This window comes from Anaerococcus lactolyticus ATCC 51172 (genome assembly GCF_000156575.1).
GTDB lineage: Bacteria > Bacillota > Clostridia > Tissierellales > Peptoniphilaceae > Anaerococcus > Anaerococcus lactolyticus.
On record NZ_GG666045.1, the window covers coordinates 410,159 to 430,278 of the forward strand.

General features: G+C 36.3%; 11 protein-coding genes. All 11 read right to left on the bottom strand.

Annotated elements, in window-relative coordinates; genetic code table 11:
• Positions 1 to 260 precede the first annotated feature (260 nt).
• Positions 261 to 7,982, bottom strand: a complete 7,722-nt coding sequence (locus tag HMPREF0072_RS04565; protein WP_004827731.1) for a helicase-like domain-containing protein — start codon at positions 7,980 to 7,982, stop codon at positions 261 to 263.
• 84 nt (positions 7,983 to 8,066) lie between these two features.
• Positions 8,067 to 9,494, bottom strand: coding sequence for an AlbA family DNA-binding domain-containing protein (locus HMPREF0072_RS04570; RefSeq protein WP_032459506.1), 1,428 nt, complete (start codon positions 9,492 to 9,494; stop codon positions 8,067 to 8,069).
• A 19-nt stretch (positions 9,495 to 9,513) separates the two neighbouring features.
• Entirely contained in the window at positions 9,514 to 9,693 is a 180-nt protein-coding gene (locus HMPREF0072_RS04575; protein WP_000655432.1) for an AbrB/MazE/SpoVT family DNA-binding domain-containing protein, read from the bottom strand.
• A gap of 83 nt (positions 9,694 to 9,776) precedes the next feature.
• Positions 9,777 to 11,483 carry a DNA topoisomerase 3 gene (locus tag HMPREF0072_RS04580; protein ID WP_004827735.1) on the bottom strand — a complete coding sequence of 569 codons (1,707 nt, stop codon included), beginning with the start codon at positions 11,481 to 11,483 and terminating at the stop codon, positions 9,777 to 9,779.
• A 98-nt stretch (positions 11,484 to 11,581) separates the two neighbouring features.
• The gene (locus tag HMPREF0072_RS04585; RefSeq protein WP_000858296.1) at positions 11,582 to 13,771 is read right to left on the bottom strand and encodes a CD1107 family mobile element protein; all 2,190 of its coding nucleotides are present in this window, start codon (positions 13,769 to 13,771) and stop codon (positions 11,582 to 11,584) included.
• Positions 13,749 to 13,985 (bottom strand): hypothetical protein, encoded by a 237-nt coding sequence (locus HMPREF0072_RS04590; RefSeq protein ID WP_004827736.1) that lies wholly within the window; start codon positions 13,983 to 13,985, stop codon positions 13,749 to 13,751. Before HMPREF0072_RS04590 ends, HMPREF0072_RS04585 begins: the two co-directional genes overlap by 23 nt.
• Positions 13,986 to 13,997: 12 nt before the next feature.
• Positions 13,998 to 16,157, bottom strand: a complete 2,160-nt coding sequence (locus HMPREF0072_RS04595) for a CHAP domain-containing protein (protein WP_004827738.1) — start codon at positions 16,155 to 16,157, stop codon at positions 13,998 to 14,000.
• Between the two features lie 4 nt (positions 16,158 to 16,161).
• Positions 16,162 to 18,591: a VirB4-like conjugal transfer ATPase, CD1110 family gene (locus HMPREF0072_RS04600; protein ID WP_004827741.1), complete on the bottom strand. Its 2,430-nt coding sequence runs from the start codon at positions 18,589 to 18,591 to the stop codon at positions 16,162 to 16,164.
• Positions 18,503 to 18,892, bottom strand: a complete 390-nt coding sequence (locus HMPREF0072_RS04605) for a PrgI family protein (protein ID WP_000332197.1) — start codon at positions 18,890 to 18,892, stop codon at positions 18,503 to 18,505. Before HMPREF0072_RS04605 ends, HMPREF0072_RS04600 begins: the two co-directional genes overlap by 89 nt.
• Before the next feature lie 3 nt (positions 18,893 to 18,895).
• Complete coding sequence (locus HMPREF0072_RS04610; RefSeq protein ID WP_039931114.1) at positions 18,896 to 19,159, bottom strand: hypothetical protein; 264 nt, start codon at positions 19,157 to 19,159, stop codon at positions 18,896 to 18,898.
• 17 nt (positions 19,160 to 19,176) lie between these two features.
• Positions 19,177 to 20,040, bottom strand: a complete 864-nt coding sequence (locus HMPREF0072_RS04615; RefSeq protein WP_000466901.1) for a VirB6/TrbL-like conjugal transfer protein, CD1112 family — start codon at positions 20,038 to 20,040, stop codon at positions 19,177 to 19,179.
• Positions 20,041 to 20,120 lie beyond the last annotated feature (80 nt).

Below are 20,120 nucleotides of genomic sequence, written 5' to 3' on the forward strand. Positions count from 1 at the left end.
TTTACAAATAAAAAAAGCAGATTTTTAAAACCACTATTACGTCCATGGAATTTTTTGAGCCTTTTTACATATCCATTCTCATCTTTTTAAAATACAAAATGCTTATAAAATTGCTTAAAATGCAGGATTTCTAAATTTACATCTTTTGTATCAACGCTATAGCTTCAGCAGTCGCTTTCTTGCCAGTCGATGCTATCTAGTAGCATCTCTTGGGAAAGCTTTGCATGACACCTACCGCTGTTCCACTTCGATTAACTTTGTTAATCTCGTGAAAGCAGGGTTAGGGCTTCGACATTGTCTTTATTGTCCAAACTAAAGTCAATGTCATAATCTATGAGCGGAAGCTTGAAAACAACCGATTTTATCCAAGTGCTTTTTTCTGTTTTTTCATCATAAATTTGAATTTCTTCTATCAATTCATTAAGTAATCTCTTTTTGTCGATATCTGAAAGGACTGTATAAAGGCTATTAAAATTAACAAGTATTTTATAAATATTATCAGAAGTTATTTTATCTTCAAGGATCGCCTCTTTCCTTTTTCTGCTATCATTTAACTGCATTTCTGCATATTCTAACTGATCATATATTGCATCAAGTCTGAGATTTAAATCAGTATATTTTCTATCATAATGTTTATCTTCAAAATTTAAAGAGTCTATTTGATTAATTAGTGATGCTTTTGTACCTGTTAATTGCCTAATCTTCGCTAAGTGTTTATTAATAACTTCGTCAATTTCTTTTGTATCTATTTGAATATTGATTTTTTCTTCAATTTTTTTGGCAAAAGTAGGATTGCTAACTATTTGAGTAATTATTGTTTCTACTTCTTTTTCAATTAATTCAGCCCTAATTTGTTTATTAAAAGTACATTTATGTCCATTCATCATTTGTCGATGTTTACATCCGTAATAGTAATAATCTTTGTAATGCTCTCCTTCTTTGTTTTTATTACGTTTACGGCTTTTATTTCCATATAAACCAGCACTACAATATGGGCATTTTATTAGATTTGATAAGATATGAATTCTCTCATCTTTTCCTCTATTTATCTTCTCATACTTTTTAGCTTGAGATTTTCTTTTTTCCTGAACTGTATTCCATAACTCATCGTCAATTAAAGGTTCATGATTTCCTTGAGCAATCTTAAGCATATTATCAACATCTGGCTCTACAACCCTATTTCTGACATCATCTGCTCTTTCAGAGAGGCTCTTTAGAATTTCTTTTTGTTCTTCAGAAGGCTCTGTTTTAATAACCTCATAGTTAGCTTCAGGTGTAGGAAGATTAAGCATATCTGCCGTCTGAATATCAGCAACTTCCTTAAACATAGACATAAGCTCAGGCAAGTTATAGAACTTTGAAAATCTCGTTTTAACCCTATATCCTGTACCTTCAGGCGATAATTCAAAGGAGGATTGTGTTTCTCCAAAAGTGGAAGCCCAAGAGTCAAAATGCTCCAAGTTGTTTTTCTTTAGACTTTCATACTGAAGATAACGCTGCATGGTATAAAGCTCTGTCATAGAGTTACTTACAGGCGTTCCTGTGGCAAAAACCACGCCTTTGCCGCCTGTCATTTCGTCCATGTAGCGGCACTTCATGAACATATCAGAGGACTTAAAGGCTTCAGATTGCCCTATACCTGCAACATTACGCATTTTGGTATAGAGATAAAGGTTCTTAAAGCCATGTGCCTCGTCAACAAAGAGCTTATCAACTCCTAATTCCTCAAAGGTAATCACATCATCTTTCTTAAAATCATCATTTAATTTCTCAAGCCTTGTTTCCAGTTTTTTCTTTGTCTTTTCAAGCTGTTTTACTGTGAAGTTTTGGTTCCTATCATGCTTGTATTCTTCTACATAGTTTACGATTTCATCAATCTGATCTTGGATATGCTTCTCCTGATATTCCTTACTCATAGGGATTTTTTCAAACTGCGTATGCCCGATAACAACCGCATCGTATTCCCCTGTGGCAATCTTGCCGATAAACCTCTTTCTGTTTTTCGGCTCAAAGTCTTTCTTATCAGCCACCATAATGTTAGCCGACGGATATAGCTGCATAAACTCACGACCGATTTGTCCTGTTAAGTGATTTGGTACAACAAACAAGGACTTACTGCACATTCCAAGCCTTTTACTCTCCATTGCAGAAGCTACCATTTCAAAGGTCTTTCCACTGCCTACTACATGGGCAAGCAAGGTGTTTCCTCCATAAAGGCTTCTTGCTATGGCATTTCTTTGATGAGGTCTTAAGTCAATCTCCGTATTCATTCCCTCAAAGGAAAGATTGCTTCCGTCATATTCTCTGTTACGGATAGAGTTAAAACGCTCATTATACAGCTTTACAAGACGGCTTCTTCTTTCCTGATCGTTAAATATCCAGTTCTTAAATTCTTCTTTTAATAACTCCTGCTTTTGTCCTGCAAGCATGGTTTCTTTTTTATTTAAGACAGAAGTTTTAGAGCCATCCGGATTTACAATCTGGTCAAATACCTTTGTTTCTTTCAGGTTTAAGGCATCTTCAATCAGCTTATAGGCATTTACCCTTGATGTTCCAAAGGTCATCTCAGCAAGGTCATTTCCTCTATCCCTACTTTTTCCTTCTACATTCCATTCGCTTGTAAGATTTGAAAACTTAACCTTAATATCCCATCTTGCATATCCCGGAGTTTTAAGCGTTTCAAAGATGAATTTCTCAATATCTTTAATCGGTATCCAAGTTGCACCAAGACGCACATTGATTTCACTTGCTTCAAGCTCCTTTGGAAGAACTTTTGTAAGCTCTGCTTTTTGATATTCCAAACGATTCATTTCATAGCTTATCAGCTCTTTTTCTTTTCCATTTTCTTCATAGCCAAGATGAGGAAGTTCTCTTTCCGTCTGTCTTAGTTTTGATAGATAACTGTCTACAATGGCAATCTTGTCCCTAATATTTCCACTTAAATATTCATCTTTTGTTACATAGCTATATTTGTAGGAGTTGCTGCCATTGGCACAGGCAAAAGGTAAATCCTCATCTTCGAGGTTAAAGGAAAGCGGTCTGTAAAAGTTTTGTTCTTCTCTGATATTTAGGTAGATTTCCCCTCGAAGCTCCTCAATTAAAGTTGGTCTGTCTTTTCCGGTAAGACTTCCCATATAGTCAAAGTCCACATATCCTTTTTCAGATACCGATAAAACAAGAGCTTCTAAAGAGGTATCCACATGGTCTATGATTTTGGCTTTTGTAATGGTTCTTTTGGAGAAAATATCTCCCTTTGCCTTGAAATTTTCTTCTTCATCAAGGATTTCTATGGAGGAAACAAGCGGGAAGTTGCTATCCTCTTTTAAGGCTCTGGTATTGCTTAGGTTATTGACAAAGCCATGCTTTTTAGAAAAGTTGTCATATACTTCATTTAGTTTTTCCTGTGAAGCCTTGATTTCTTCTTCGTTAAAATCTTCTTTCTGCTTGTAAATCACATCTTTTAAGGCAGCATTCAGCTCAAGGTAATCCTTGATTTTTTCTTTATTCTTGTCTGATACTTCCTTTTTGATAAAAAGTGAGTTTTCTCTGTAATAGACTTCATCGTCAATCAAGGTATAAGAGAAGTTCTTTACATCATCGGTTGCAGGGATAGAAGTTATTTCATCATCAAGTAGCTCTATTTCTTCATACTTGGCTTCTTTTGAAATTCTTTCTCCTGCAATCTCGATACGCTCCTTTAATGAAGCCATGTTTATCTCTGTACCTAAATAAGCTATCGGCTCACAAGTGAGTGTTTTCCCAAACCTTCCGCTAACTTCACGCATAGAACCAAGCACCTGCTCAGGATGATCGACAAAGTATTTGTTATATGAAAGTCCATTTTCATCTTCCGCAAGGTGTATCCAATCTTCATCTCGCTCTAATACACTATCTCTTTTCTTTAAGAAGATAATATCCGAAGTTACTTCTGTGCCGGCAACACCCTTAAAGGTATCGTTTGGAAGTCTGATTGCTCCTATAAATTCGGTTCTTGCTGCAAGATATCTTCTTACACTTTCGTCTTTTTTATCCATTGTTCCTGAAGATGTAATAAAGGCGATAACACCGCCGTTTCTTACCTTATCAATGGACTTGGCAAAGAAATAATCGTGGATAAGAAAGTTATTACGATTGTATTCCCTGTCATTTACCTTATACTCTCCAAATGGAACATTTCCGATTGCTACATCGAAGAAGTTATTGGAAAATCCCGTTTCTTCAAGTCCCTTTACCTGTATATCACTTTCAGGGTATAGCAGCTTTCCAATACGACCGCTTACCGAATCAAGCTCTACTCCATAAAACTTTGACTTATTCATTTCATCAGGTAAATTACCGATAAAGTTCCCGATACCCATTGACGGTTCAAGGATATTTCCCTGTTTAAATCCCATACCTGAAAGCGTCTTATATACGCCATCAATAACGGTTTTCGGTGTGTAAAAGCTCGTTAAGGTTGAATCTCTTGCAGCTTCATATTCTGATGACGATAGATTTTCCTTTAAGAAGGCTCTTGCCTCTTTCCACTGTCCATCCTTGCTTTCATCAAAGACTTCAGATAATCCACCCCAACCGACATATTTCGCTAAAACTTCCTGAGCTGTAATATCAAGCTCTCGTTCTCCACTTTCTACTCTGTTAAGCATAGAGATTGCTTCAAGGTTATTGTTTAACCTCTCACTTGGAGATAACTTTGCAGGTAGTGTTTCTTCTGTAATCTTGAAATTATGAGCCTCATTTTTCTTTATTTCTACTTCCTCAAAAGTCTTTTCAGGCTTCTCATTGGTCAGATTTTCAAAGATTTTATCAAGCTCACTTTCCTTACGATAAGGAATTACATCGGAGCCTGTAATCATACCTCCAAGATATTCGGTATTATCCTTAACCGTTACGGTCTTTAGGTTATTTCCCATATCATCAAATCTTGTGATGGTATAGTCTTTTCCCTTATACTTCACTTCATCACCGATGATAAAGTCAGGTCTTTCAAGACTTATTTGTCTTAATAAATCCTCATCATCTGTAAAGGATATAATCGGGATTTGATGATTCCCTTGCCTTACAGGATCAAGCCACAAGTCATTTCTTCCTGTGATTTCATTTTTAGAAATTTCTCTGACTTTGTATTCTTCATGATGAAAATAGACGGTATCACCTTCTTTAACTGCAAACTCATCTGAAAGGCTCTCCTCTTTTTCATTAAGCTCTACTTCTTCTCTTTCCTTTAGATAATCAAATAAGGTAGCCTGAAAAGGTTCTGCTTGTATGCTTTCTTCCACTTCTTCAGGTGCTTCAAGCTCTACTTTATCTTCAAAGCTAAGTTCTCCATTAAAGACAGACTGAAGCTCCTGCTCATCCATCTGCTTTTTAAGTTCACTGTCTTTAAGTTCTCTAAAGGTCTTTGGAAAATCCTCTAAAACAAGTCTTTGGGCATTTAATTCCTTTAACTCCTCAAGATTAAAATATCCCCATTCCGGCTCAATCCCTAAAACAAGTCCAAAAGCATCTTTACTTTTCCTGTCATACTCCGTCATATACCAAGTCCAGTTACTTCTAAATGGAATAATGTATGCTGCATGAACCTGTTTATCCGCTAAAGCTACATCCTCATGTGCATAAAGCTCGGGAACTTTCTCAAGCATTTCATCAGTCATCAGATTGTATGGATCGTCTTTAGAGTAATAACTTGGCTCTTTTTGTTCTTCTATCGCTGTCTTGCTTTCAATTTTATTCTCTTCAAGATAAAGATTTTTAGAAAGCAGCTCATCTACATGCTTTGCTACATTTGACCATGTAAGAAAAACATCGTTACAATGATTCTTCTGTAATTTCAGTCCCTTTGCATCATACCATTCATCACTTCCCTTTGCTCCTGAAACAGCATGAGAATGACCTCCGATTCCATACTCATCTTTTAAGAAATTCGCTTTTTCCTGAAGCGTATGATTTTCTTTGAAAAACTTAGTAATTCGCTCTTTTCCTTGAGATACTCCACTTCCTCTTGAAATCGTATCAAGAACTTCATCTTCTGTAATAAATCCTTGTACCTTTGGAAGTTCGGTAAGATTAGAGGTATATTCCTTTCTCGGAAGTTCAAGCTCCTGCAATTTTTGATAAAGGCTATCTACCTTGTGATAATGAAATCTTAGTACATCTTTGTTTTCTTTATATCCTGTCAAAAAGCGACTGTACTTGGAAATAACATTCTTTAGATAGTCAGGATTTTTCAGAGCTTCCGATAACTGTCTTGTTTCTTTCGGAAAGCCACCACCTCTTTCTATAAAGTCAAAATATCCCTGTGCTTTCCCTTCTTCACTTAAATCGTGGTATAGATACCATAAGGATTCTGAAACTCTATCTCTTTCATAGTCCTGTGCTTCAGAAAGCTCTACATTTGTTGCAAACTCTCCATTTTCCAAAAGTTCATTAATTCTTCTTGCAGCATCACTCCAGCTTAAAATTTGTGTGCTATCTTCTCTTGCCGAAGTTTCATAAGCTAAATGAATGCCTTTATCCGAATACCAGGAAGATACTTCTGCTTCATTAAGAAATAAACCGTTTCCGCCTCTAAAGGTACCTTTAAGGTATTCTCCTAATTCTTCTACTGTTTTTCCTTTGGAAAATTCAGCAATGATAGGGAGTCTACCACCCTCATGGTTTCCACCGTTTATAAGAATACTGTCAATTTCATTTTGAGTAAGAGGTATTGTAAGTTTAATCTGTCCTGATCTGTTTTCGGGTAAAGAAAAAGAAGCCTTGTCAGCTTCTCTTATCTCTTTATCCGTATTTTCTTTTAGATTTCCACTACTTCCTTGATGGTAATTTCTTTGAGTGCTGAAATCATCGCTTGGTACTGTGGATGGCTCTCGTCCTCTATCTTCCAAGCTGCCATCAATTTTGGCTTCTCCGTCCTCATAAATTCTATCGCCTGTTTTTGAGTATCCATCAGGTGTTTGGTCAATTTCTTCTCCTTGTATAGATCCACTAACATCTCGAAGTGGCTCTGCTCCTCGCTGTTTGAAAGATAATCCAGCCTCATCACTGCGTAAGTCGGATTCGGATATTCCCTCATAAAGTCCATCTCTTCCTCTAACTGATTCAGTGTATTCTCTTTGATTTTCTCTATTATCTCGTCCGTACTCTCCATTTCGGAAAATTCGCTCGTTTTCACTAATTCTTTCCTGATCATCTCGTCGAAGTACATTTTCTTCTACCTCCTCTAATTCTTCTCTAATTTTATTATATCCTGCTTCTTTACCTCTTAACACTTCTTTTTGAAGCTCTAACTCTTTGCTTTTTTGAATGGTTGTATCAATGACTGTTCCACTAATGTCTGATACCGTTTCTCCAAGGCTCATAAGGGAAATGCTGTCAAGCATTGCAAAGTTTTCTTTTAACAGCTCCGTATCTATAGGATAGTCTAACTTAAATCTTGCAGCTACTGCATAGCTTACCGAGTTCCTCACAAACTTGGTAAAGGCTATTCTGTCCTCATCAGATATTCTAAGTTCATTCATCAGGCTATCTATTTTTTCATCTCCGTAGAGCCTACTTAAAGAAAAGATATTTTCTAAGGTGCTTTCACTTTCTTCATAGCCTTCAGCTTTTATCATTTCTTTTAATACATCTCTATGAGCCTCTTTATCAAATCTCCAAAGATTTACCTCATTGACATCTCTGTTTTTGGAAACGGTCTGACTTATATCAAAGATATAGTCCACCTTTTTATATGTGCCATAGTCCTCTAAAATGGGGATACCTTTCTGTCCTCTCATAACAGTTCGATTAAAGCGTTCCCTCCAGTAGTCAAACTTGGCACAAGCTGTCGCTTCAGGATTTTTGTCATAAATACTTAGCTGACTTCTAAAGTCGTACCTCTGATTGTTTCCGACAACCTTTAAGAGCTTCAGATACTCTGCTTCACTCTGCAGAATATCTTGTTTTATTAGCTCCAAGATGTTATGAAAATCATTTATTCGCATGTTTACCTCCTTCTTTTTTGCATGAAAAAAGGCGGTTAGATTTTACTCTAATCACCTTTCAATTCTATGTGCTGCAACTTACTGCTATTCAGTCAGTTCCCAATGACCATTACTTCCACTACCTATATATCGTAGATTATCTATTTCTTTTATGGTTCTTTCTATAGTCTTTACACTGACTCCAGCTTCATCTGCAATTGTTTTTCTTGTAATCTTGTCATTTTCTCTTATTTTTTCTTTTATAAACTCTACAAGAGCTATCTTATCGTGAGCGACATCCTGAGCGACACTGTGAGCGACATCCTGAGCGACACCATTTCCTCCAACTTTTTGAGTCGCTATTTTCTTTAAAGGAATAATCGTTCTAAATATATTTCCCTCCTCAAACAGAGGAAAAGCACCTGAATATAGTCTTGTATATTTATAGGTGTTTCTCATGCCGGAACCAAGCTCATCCGCAAGTCCTATTTCTCTAAACACTTTTGAAATAGCCGGATTTTTAGGGAAAGGCTCAAACTTTTGTAAATCTAATGCTCCTATTCCATGAGCCAAGTTACTGTTTTCAATGGTAATCTTCTCATCATCAATAATCATTTTGGCTGGGAAACCACTTGAATAATCTCTGTGAGCTAAAGTATTAGAAACAATTTCTCTAAGTATCCTATCTCTTGCATTCACATTTACAATTCCATCTAAGACAAATAAATCATTCAAATGCTTTTGTCCAAACGCTATAAGCCTGTCATAGCTATCAATCAGATTTGTAATTACCACATCTCTATCATCATATCTGTCCTTATTTTCAACTCTAAATATTGCATCAGTTTTATGCTGTGGAAGAACAGACATAATAGAGTTGTCTTTTCCAAATAGCAAAATCGCTGCTAATGTAATGCCTTCAAGCTTTGTTTCAGGATCTGTCAGAATGAGATTTGCACTTCGTAATAGCTCCTCATCGCTCATATTTTCCCAAACATGATTTTTATTTCTTGCAACTGCCATTCTCTTGGCTTTAGCGATAACAGAGGCATCAAGAAAATCAATATCAAGATTTGGATATACCTTATTTACAAAATAACTTCCTTGTTTTCTTGCATATAACTTATAGACAAGTTCTGCATGGTCTGTGATATTGATGTCTCCTTCATAAGACCTGTCCCATATTCTTCCATTATGCCTGCATACCTGATAACCTTCAGGCACTCGGATATAAATGACTTTTTTACTGTCAATTTCAAAGACTTCCGGTAATAAATAAAGTGGTGGGTACATCTTCTGCGAATTGTTGATAGATGTTGTAAATTCTTTAATAACCTTATCCACTTTATCTTCACTAACACCAACAATATCTCTTTTATCATTTACACCAAGTAAAATATGTCCTCCATTTCTATTGTTGAAAGAGCATACTGTATCAAAGACATCTTTGGTTAAAGCATTCCTTGATTCTTTAAATTCAACATCTATCTTTTCTCCGTTTTGAATTAACTTTTTTATTTCATCTATCGTCATCTTTGTTATTTCACCACCTTTATTTATCAATGTTTTCTTCAATAAAAATTTTGGAGTTTTGAATTTGCACTTTATCGTTATTAACTACAAAAGTAACATAATCTCCATTTTGTAAGTCCAAAAGTTCTCTTATCCTTTTCGGAATAGTAACCTGCCCTTTTGACATAACTTTTGCAGTATCCATAAATGTATCTTTCATACCCGTTTCCTTTCGCCCTACTTTTCCTACAAAAGATTATAGCATTTTTAGGGCATTTTTTCCACCTTGAAATTAGTGCCATCTTACTTGATATAAGTTGAAACCACTTCTTTTATCTCAGTTTCAATTGCCTCTAAAAAATTTTTCTTTGATGATTTTCCCTGTGCAATATCCGATAACTCCATTTCCCACTTTGCTGTTGTTTCTGCTGATTTAAAAGTATCAGCTACAATCGTTACAAGGCTGATTCCCTTATGTGTAGCAATAAGGTTCTTTTTATCTCTTTCTACAAATCCCTTGAAAATCAGATTTTCAATAATCCCTGCTCTTGTTGCAGGTGTTCCAAGTCCTTTTCGCTCAACCTCTACTCCTTTTTCCAATGCGTCATTTCCTGCAAGCTCCATCGCCTTTAGGAGAAGATCTTCCGTAAAATGCTTAGCCGGTTGAGTGTACTTTTCTTTTATTTCCTTGTTTTCAATGCTCAATACATCACCAATGTTCACATCAGGAAGTGCCATATCTTCATTTTTCTTAGACTTATATTCTTTAAGATATTTTGTAAAACCTTCATCTTTAATTGTCTTGCCTGAGCTTGTAAAAGTAAAGCTATCAAATTCAGCCACAATCTTCATTGCATTCTCAATTAAAGGATAGCCTACACTTGCATGTAGCTTATTTAAAATAAGTTCATATACCTTCAATTCACTTTCCGGAAGAGAAGTTAAGTCCTCATTCATACTGCTTTCTGTCGGTATAATCGCATGATGATCTGTAACCTTTTTAGAGTTAAATACCGTCTTGATACGCCCTGTGTCAAAATCATTCTTTCCTAAAATGTTATTAACCGTACTTACAATCATATCTTCAGTAAGGAATCTGCTGTCTGTTCTTGGATAGGTAATCAGTTTCTTTTCGTAAAGACTTTGAGCATAATCAAGTGTCTGCTTAGCTGAGTATCCAAAATACTTATTGCACTCTCTTTGAAGTGTTGTAAGGTCAAAAGGCAAATCAGGCTTTGTTATCTTTTCCTTTTGAATAACATCGGTAATTTCTATCTTATCACCTACTAAATTTAAGAGCTGTTCAGCAGTAACCTCATCATCAATTCTATCTGTTGATAGTGTAAAGTCATTAAGACTTAATTCCACTGTATAATATTTTTCTTTCTTGAAATTTGCTATCTCATCATCTCTATTTACAATCATGGCAAGGGTAGGTGTCTGCACTCTGCCCACACTGTAATTTTGCTTGTATAGACACGAATACAGTCTGCTTAAATTCATTCCCACAATCCAATCTGCTATTGCTCTTGCTTGTGCAGACTCAAAAAGATTATCGTAAGAACTTCCATCTTTTAGGTTATCAAAGCCCTCCTTTATGGCACTATCTTCCATTGATGAAATCCAAAGGCGTTTCATCTTCTTTTTACAATTTGCCTGATTGTAGACGAGCCTGAAGATTGCTTCTCCCTCACGCCCTGCATCGCAAGCATTTATCACGATGTCTATGTCCTTATCGTTCATCAGCTTTTTAAGAATCGTAAATTGTTTCTTTGTGGACTTTGCAATCTCATACTTATATTCTTTTGGGATAATCGGTAAATCCGCCATATTCCACTTTGCGTACTTTTCATCATAACTATCAGGATTTGCCATCTGAATTAAGTGTCCCACACACCAGCTTACCTTGTATCCATTTCCCTCATAGTATCCGTCTTTCTTTTTTGTAGCTCCAATCACTTTTGCAATAGAGATTGCAACACTTGGCTTTTCAGCAATTACAAGTTTCATATATATTTATCCTCCTGTTTTTCAAAATAAGAGGGCGAAAGATTTTACTCTCTCGCCCTGTATTTTGCCCCAAATATTGTATAGTTTTAGGTGCAAATCTACTCTAACTCATCATCTTCTTTATCTTCTGTTTCTGTTTCATCTGTTTCATTTTCACTTTCTTCTGCCTCTGAAAAGAAATCATCATCTTCCTCCTCAAAGCCTTCAAGCTCCTTATCTTCCTTTTTCTTAACGACCTTAAAATAATATCCTGCACCTAATGCTCCTGCTACTACAAGAATGAGAATTAAGTAGGTTCCCATATTGCTGCTTTCTTCCTTTTTTACTGGCTTAGGTTCTTCTTTTTCAGGTTCTTCCTTTTTAATTTCCTGTTTCGGAGCTTCTTTCTTTTCAACCATATTGAGAAGATCATCTTCTGATACTTCTGTTAGGAGCATGACATTCTCGCTATCCTCATCGTGATTGATGATTAGATGGAAAGTCTTGCCATTCTTAGTAGTAAAGGTAACAAACTGTCTTGCGTCCGCTGAATACATGTCCGTTTCTTTCTTATCACTGCTATCTCCATGATGAATCGGATAATCCTTGTTCGCATTATCCTTATTTTCCGTAACAGTTCCTCGTGCCTTTGATGGAGCAGAAGCAACTCCTTTATTGGTATTTACATTCTTACTTGAACCATCCATAGAGGAATCCTGACTGCTGTTATTGGCAGGTTGTTTCGGTGTCAGCTTATTGGGATAACGAACTTCTTTTTCTTTTCCATCGGTCTTGCCAACATTGGTGTCCTTTGTAATCTTTCCTGTATTATCCTGTGATGATGAGCCTTTACCCGTATCACTTACAGATGTTTGAGGAAAGTTTCCTGTTCCTGTTTTCATTCCAGAGATAGGGCTGATTGGTGTTACAGTAGGATTATGCGTAACTGTAGCCTTGCCAACCTCATTCGTCTTTTTCTCAAGCTCCTTAATTTTCTCAGTTAGCTTCTCTATCTCCTTTTTCATATCCGCCGATAAATCCTTATCGTCTTTGCCCTTCTCAAGTTTTTCCTTCAGCTTATCTATTTTTTCCTCAAGGTCTTTGATTTTCTCCTTTTGCTTGTCGCTTAATTTATCCTTGTCCTTAATCTCCTGACTTAGCTTATCAAGTTTTTCCTGAAGTTCCTTAGATTCCTTTTCCATTTTGGAAATATCATCTTTGCTAAGCTCTGTTTGAGTTCCCTTATCTTCTGTTTTTGGCTTTTCCGTCTGCGTCTGAGCATTACTTTCTAACTTCTTTACAATTCGGATAATACTATCGCTTCCATCACCTTTTACTGTGTAGCTTACAAAATCGTCATTAAAACTCATATTATCAGGAAGCATTTCAAGGTCAGACGCATCAATCATCTGATTTTTGTCAAAGAAAGCTGAATACTCCTTATATACCTTTCCATCCTGATATTTATATTTGACCTTTACTTTACTTTTTGTCTGACTTTCCTGATTCTTAGTATCCTTATTATCTGTTTGAGCTGACGCATTCGCTACCCTCTTATATAAATCCTCTAAAGGTAATTCAAGGTATGGGACGCCGGTATGAAATCTATTCCATGTTTCAATAATCAGCTTGTCCTTAACAATCTTAATTTCTTTTACATTATTGATATTGGGATTTGCTTCCTTTACTCTGCCAATAATAGAGTTCTTTGTTTCCTCTTTAAGCTCTCCCTCATAGTCAACTGTTACTTTCTCGATTTTTCTATTTATCTGTAAGACAGGGCAGGTATAGACAATGACATTTGCTTTCTTTCCTTTTACAGTTCGTTCTTCTGCATTTTCTGTAATATCTCCAATATAGTAATTATCTTTATCTCTTGGAGAAACGATACTTGTAAAAGCACCTGTCCCTACATTATGAATTCGATAATAAGGATAAGTTTTCTTTGTCATATATATTAGATCATCTAACTGATTTTCTTTGTCCATGTTCTCATTGGTAAAGGTTTCATTATACTTATCGACAACCACACCGCCCTTTTCTTCAAAGGATTTTGATAAGGAAAACTTAAAGTTCAATGGCTGACCTTCTTTATTTTCTTTTCCGACATAATAAAATCCTCTAAAGGTGTCATCTGAAGTATGATCCTCAAATTTCAGTTCATAATATGTTTCATATTTTTCAGGCGGTTCATTTGACGCAAACACTGTCTTTGCACCAACTTTTAACACCCCTAAAACTCCACCCATTAACAGGGTAAAAGCTACAACAATGGCTGTAATTCTTTTATTTTTCAAACTGGTTTTCATTTGTTTTCTCCTTTTTCACTTCTGCTTTTTCTCTGTTTACTTTTGCCATCAGATCAGAAATTGTAATGTTGTTCTTTCTGCAAATGGCAATAATTTCTTCGTTTTCAAGTTCTTCCTCACGAATGAATAAAGGCTCCAATTCTTCATCAATCAGAGCCTTTTTATCCCTTAACTTCTTTATTCTGTTTTTTACTGCTGTCAGTTCTTTTTTCAAATTGTGTCCTCCTTATCTGTTTACATTTGGCGGAAAGCCGAAACCTACGGGATGATGCTGACAAAAAGATGCTATCCAATCATCTAAGGTAGTTACTCTGATTCTCCCGATATTATCTATTACCTTGCCATCGCCTATATAAATGCCTACATGACCATAGGTAAGTCCTGCACTGCTTCCGCTACTACTGCTTTCAACTGCAACAAGCATTCCTACCTTGAGTTTTGATTTATCTGATGTAAAGGTGTAGTTTCGGTACATATCACAAGCATTTCCTCCGATATATCCAAGTCCTGCATTTTGATAGACCTGCGATACCCACATAGCACACCAGCCTGCACCCGGAGATGGCGTAATGTAGGCAGCATTGACAATCTTCTTTTGAACTTCCGTAGAAGCCTCATACTCTTTTCCGCCTCCGATACCTCCATTGGAAGCAATAAGGTCGCTATTGCCAAAGGCTTCTCCCATATTTCCTTGCGCAAGGAATAAGGCTTCATAGTGCTTTAAGTTATCGGGATAATCAGCAAATATCTTTCGGATAATGCTGTCCATCTCTTTTTTATACAGCGTTACAATGAGCTTTTTATACTCATAAGGTTCTTCATGGCTTTCGGTATATTCGTTTCCATCTTCATCGGTATAGGTATCTGTAACTGTCCTGTATCTGATTTCCACTTCTTCCTTATACTCAAGGTCATACATGGACTTAAAAAGCTCATTTAATACAGAACTTACTTCTGATACATTCTTTACTTCCCCACACCTTGATGTAATGTAGGATAAAAGCTCATGGACATTATGACCGATGTACTCTGTGTTATTTAGGATGTACTCGTCATATCCGGGATAATTTTCTTTGACATGATCAACCTCGTTTTGAAGCTCACTTTCCATAGCGGAAAAATTCTGATTGATTTCATTTAGGACATTTGGCTTTGACAAATAGCTTGTTGTAAGAACAGAACTTGTGGAGTTCATAAAGCCTGTCATTCCCGTTCCTGCAAAGTTGATAAAGAAAGTTCCCAAAATAATAAGACCTATGAAAATAATCATAAGTCCCTTCGCTTTTCTTAATATAACTTCCTTTGAACTTTTAAGACTTCCTATAAGCCCTTCCTTAATGCGATCTCTAAGCCTTGACTTATTCTGCCTTTTAATGGAATCTTTCATCTGCTTTCGCTTCTGAAATCGCTTAAAGTTATTTGCTTTTTGATACTCCTGTGTCTTTTTTAGCTCCTCTTTGGCATCTCGAAATTCAAGTTTGGATTTTCGCTTTCTGATTTTATAGTCCTTATTCGTAAGGTCATATCCTTTTTTTGCTCTTTTCTTATCTGAATAGTTCTTAATGCCATGAATGAGTTTTGAGCTTGTGTCGGCTGTTTTTTCTCCTGCCTCTACCCCTTGATTTTCATCACTTCCATGAGATAAATAATCTCTTACGGTTTCACTTCCTTTAGCAAGTCCTGATAAAGCGGACACTTTAGAAGCCTTATCCCTAAAAGTTCTTTCCTGTTCTTTAGAAAGCCTGTTTTTCTTTTCTCTATCAAGAATGGCTTCTTTTCCGCTTTTTTTATTGTCAGCCTTTTCCTCTTTGGATTCTTTGTCCTTTTTTCTGGTATAGAGCTTATCGGAATAGTTTTTTCTCTTATATTTTTTCTTTTGAGCCTTTTGGCTTTTTGAAAAGCCTTTTGTATCTTCTGCTTTACGATGAAGGTTGTCCTCTACATCATAGGTTGACTCAAAATAGTCGCTGTCCCTAAAGTCATTGTCATATCTATCTATGATTCCGTCATTATCAAGGTCTTTTCCTAAAGGATCATAGATTTTTCCATCCTTAACCTCAGTAATATAATCTGCTTTTCCAATTTCTTTTTGACTTACACCTTCTGTTTCAGCTACAGAAGCTACGCTATCCTTATCGGAAGCTCTATACCTTGCATTTCTTTTAGAAGTTTTTCCGTTTAATTCAGTTTCTGCACTTCTCTTACTGACCTTTTCATGAACCTTATCTTGAAATCTGTCTTTGTCATGGACAATTTTCCCTCTGTAATCATCATTATGCTTTAGTTTATTTTCTTCAGGCCCTATGCTGCTATTACTTTGCAGCCTTTCCTTTTCAATCCTTGCCCTTTGCCTTTCCTTAAAGTCCTTTTTCAGTTTCTTTCCCATAAGCCTACCTCACTTCTTCAGGCTTGGTTGTCATCTTCTGATAAAGAATAGTATCTTTCGGAAACTTATCAAGGAAAGGTACAATGGTATTTCCAAAGAACAAAAGTCCTTCTCCTGCATTGGAATTAGTTACATATTTTAGCTGTGGCTGTGAGATTTTAAGTTTCCTTGCTAAAATTTCTCTATCGCCTGAAGCTTGATTAAGCATTAAAACAAAGTCCGTATTATCAAAGATATTTTCAATTTCCTTACTCATCAGTAGGTCTTTGACATTCTGTGTAATTCCTGTCGGAATTCCTCCCCACTTACGAAATCTTTTCCAAATCTCTACGGAATAGGAAGCTGTCTGCTCGTCTTTTAACAATAAGTGAAACTCGTCGATATAGTACCTTGTAGCCTTATTTCCCCTATTTTGCGATACCTTATTCCACACCTGATCCTGTATAACAAGCATACCGATTTTCTTTAGCTGACTTCCAAGCTCTTTAATATCAAAACAAAGGAGCTTCTTATTTAAGTCCACATTTGACCTGTGATTAAAAACATTAAGGGAACCTGATACATAGATTTCCATCTCCGTTGCCAGCTTTTTACCGACCTTTTCTTCCTGTCCTTTTAACATATCGTATAGGTCTTGAAGTATAGGCATATTACAAGGTTCTGGATTTTCAAAATACCTTTCGTAAATCTTAGGTAAGCACCTGTCTATAACGGACTTTTCTTCTGCCGTAAGACCACTACCGCCTACTACAAGCTCCAGCATACTCATAATGAAGTTTGCTTTGTCTTTCAGTGGCGCATCCCCATCGCCATAGTTCATATTTATATCAAGGGGATTCAGGTAATCTTTGGACTTACTGCTGACTTTAATGACTTCTCCATTAAATTGTCTTACAAGGTTTCCATACTCTCCTTCCGGATCGCAGATAATCACATCATCGTCTGTTACTAAAATTGCATTTGCCATTTCTCTTTTAGCACTAAAGGATTTACCACTTCCAGGAGTTCCGAGGATTAGACCGTTTGGATTTTTGAGTTTTTTCCTATCTGCCATAATCAGGTTATGGCTTAAGGCATTTAGTCCGTAATAAAGACTGTTACTTGAATTGATAAATAGCTCCTCTGTAGTAAAAGGCATAAATACTGCCGTAGATGATGAGGTTAGTCCTCTGTCAATTTCAATCTTATTTACCCCAAGTGGAAGTACACTGATTAAGCCCTGCTCCTGTGAGTGATCAAGTCTTTTTAACTTGCAATTATGCTTATTGGCAATGGAGCTGATTTGAGAAATGGTATTATCCAGCTTTTGAATTGTCCTTGCAAAGTTCATAAAGATAATGGTTACGACAAACATACGCTCATCTCTTGTCTGGAGGTCTTTTAAAAGGCTTTTTACATCTTCTCCATAGGTAATTAAATCACTTGGAAGAATGTCCATATCATATCCCGACCTTACAGCCTTTTTGTTTTCCTCAATCTTCATCTTGTCAATATCGGTATTTTTTCTCTTTACCATTTTAATAGCCTCCGATTGGTCGATTGCCTTAATATGAAATGAAATATTGATGTTATCATCAATATCCAAAAACTCGGCAAGCATACGGTCTGAAAGCTCACTTGCAAGAATTTGAAAATGACTTACTGCCCCGATAAATTTTCCAAACTTAAAGTACCTTGAAGGCGTGAAGTTAAATTCATCAGGTACAATGTATGTTTTAGTGCTTTCCCTTTTCCTCAGATTTTTGTATGAAAACTCAAAGGTCTTATTGGGATTTAATATATCGTGAAGAATCTTGAGTCTTTCTTCTCCGTTCAGGCTTTCTGCTCTTACTCCCATACTTTTAAGACTCGATAATATATCTATCTCCAGTCTTTCCAGTTTTGAAGTAGCCTGCTCTAAATTATCCGCTTCCACCGTAAAGGTTACATACTTTGATTTTTTCAGTCCGTTATTTCCCTTTACAATCTGACTTTTGAGCATTTCTCGAAACTCAAGGCGTATATCGTCAAACCCGTCCTTTTTATCCGGTATTTGTATGGCTGATTTCATTTCTTCGTTTCTACCAAGCTGATTGATATATGAAAACTCTATGCTGATACTTGGATCAAAGGAATTAAGAAAGTTTGCAAACTGATTAAAAATCAAATCCCTATCTTCTTCTAAGGCAAGCTGATAGTTTATATCCTCAAAGGCGATACTCTTATTAAAATGCTTTTCATCAATCTGACATATCCCGCTTTTTAAAAGTCTAAGGTAAGGAATGGTATCTTCAACTGTGTATCTTTTCGGCTCTTTCCTAAAGATAAGGTCAAGTAATCCGCCCCTATCTTTTTTAGACTTTTCCTTATTTTGCTTTAAGTCCTGTTTTTGACTTCTTAACTTCTTTTGGTTTTGTTCTAACTTTAGCTGCTGAATCTTTCTTTTGTCTTTCAAGGTAAACCTCCTTCCTCACTCTTTTTTGTGGCTGATAAAATTTGTGAAGGTAAATATACTTAAAATATTTCTCAAAGCTAAGTCCGTCCTTTTCAAAAAGAGTGATGAAAAATATGGGAAGTGTGGACACAATGAGAAAGATGACTGCTATATCATTTGGAACTACCTTTCGCATAAATAAATAGATTGGTATTCCAATCAGTCCTGCAATCGTAAAACCGATAAGCTGTCTTTTTGTCAGGTTGAATGCCACCTTTGTTTTTACCTTCTTTAAGTCTTTTGGGATAGGTACATACGCCATAACTTACCTCCCATCTTCTTTATCCTTTGAAAGCTCCTCTATATGCTCATATACGGAGCCGATTTCTTCCTGAATACTTGCAATCTGTTTATCTGTACTTCTGTTATATCTTTCCTGCATTAGACAAAAATCATTATGGCAGCGACCGATGTCCTTTGTTCTTTCTTCCAAGTCATTCACTTTGCTGTGAAGCCTGATTCTATCCATCACCGCCAAAATACCCGTTCCAACTGCTACTACTATCAATACTGTTTTTCTTTTGTTCATCATATCTATCCTTTCTTTTAGTGTGCATTTAATACGCTTTTGGCCAGTGTTCCGCTCTTTAGCATCATTAACCCCAGCAAAACCGCATATCCAAGTATCGTAAAGGTACTTGTGTGTATATCTGTTATTTGTATTGTCTTAACTAATACTGCGTATATTCCAAGACAAACCATTAAAAAGAGTCCTTGTAATCCTATGGCAAATAAGCCTTTGATATAGTTTGTTCCGATTTGTCCCCACTCTTTGTTTCCCATTGTGGCAAAAGGAATGGCTGAAACGGATGAGTAAACATAAATCTCAAACATTCTGCCGTATACCACAAGCATAATCACAATGGAAATGACCTGTATTGCCACCTTTATGAGCGAGGTTTCAAAGAGTATCATGACAAGCTCTCCAAGACCTTTATCTTTTAAGCCTTCTACCATCGTTACAATCTGATCTCCAGAGATAACGGCAGAGGTGTTAATTACCCCTGCCGCTTTATTTACCATATGCTGTGCCACATCAAAGACTGCCATAGAAAACTGAAAAGCGTGAGACACTAACCATACGGCAATCCACATCTTTATGATGTACTTGAAAAATTCAAAGGTATCCGTATCGTGCATATTGTTCTTTTGCATAACCATATTGATAAGCTCGATACAAAGGACTGCCGTTATGATTAGCCCTGCAATGGGGATAATGACAGAGTCGTTAATGCTTTTGATAAAACTAAAAACCTGTCCGTTCCACCCCATCGGTGTCTTTCCCACATCCGTTGCAATCGCACCAACTTTATCGTTGATGTCAAGAAACATGGACTCTAAGTTTGCTTGGATACCGCCCAGTAGAAGATCTTTGAAAAACTCCTCTATCTTGTCGAATATCCCAAACATTTAATTTCTCCTTTTCTTCTTACTTGAGTACATTTGCAAGAAGCGGAATCAGCTTTAATCCGATAAGGACAATGCCGCCT

Coding starts and splice junctions, on each gene's coding strand:
- HMPREF0072_RS04575 (WP_000655432.1), bottom strand. CDS start 9,693: ATGAAAGATACATTTATGGATACTGCAAAAGTTATGTCAAAAGGGCAG.
- HMPREF0072_RS04610 (WP_039931114.1), bottom strand. CDS start 19,159: ATGAACAAAAGAAAAACAGTATTGATAGTAGTAGCAGTTGGAACGGGT.
- HMPREF0072_RS04605 (WP_000332197.1), bottom strand. CDS start 18,892: ATGGCGTATGTACCTATCCCAAAAGACTTAAAGAAGGTAAAAACAAAG.
- HMPREF0072_RS04585 (WP_000858296.1), bottom strand. CDS start 13,771: ATGAAAACCAGTTTGAAAAATAAAAGAATTACAGCCATTGTTGTAGCT.
- HMPREF0072_RS04570 (WP_032459506.1), bottom strand. CDS start 9,494: ATGACGATAGATGAAATAAAAAAGTTAATTCAAAACGGAGAAAAGATA.
- HMPREF0072_RS04615 (WP_000466901.1), bottom strand. CDS start 20,040: ATGTTTGGGATATTCGACAAGATAGAGGAGTTTTTCAAAGATCTTCTA.
- HMPREF0072_RS04565 (WP_004827731.1), bottom strand. CDS start 7,982: ATGCGAATAAATGATTTTCATAACATCTTGGAGCTAATAAAACAAGAT.
- HMPREF0072_RS04580 (WP_004827735.1), bottom strand. CDS start 11,483: ATGAAACTTGTAATTGCTGAAAAGCCAAGTGTTGCAATCTCTATTGCA.
- HMPREF0072_RS04595 (WP_004827738.1), bottom strand. CDS start 16,157: ATGGGAAAGAAACTGAAAAAGGACTTTAAGGAAAGGCAAAGGGCAAGG.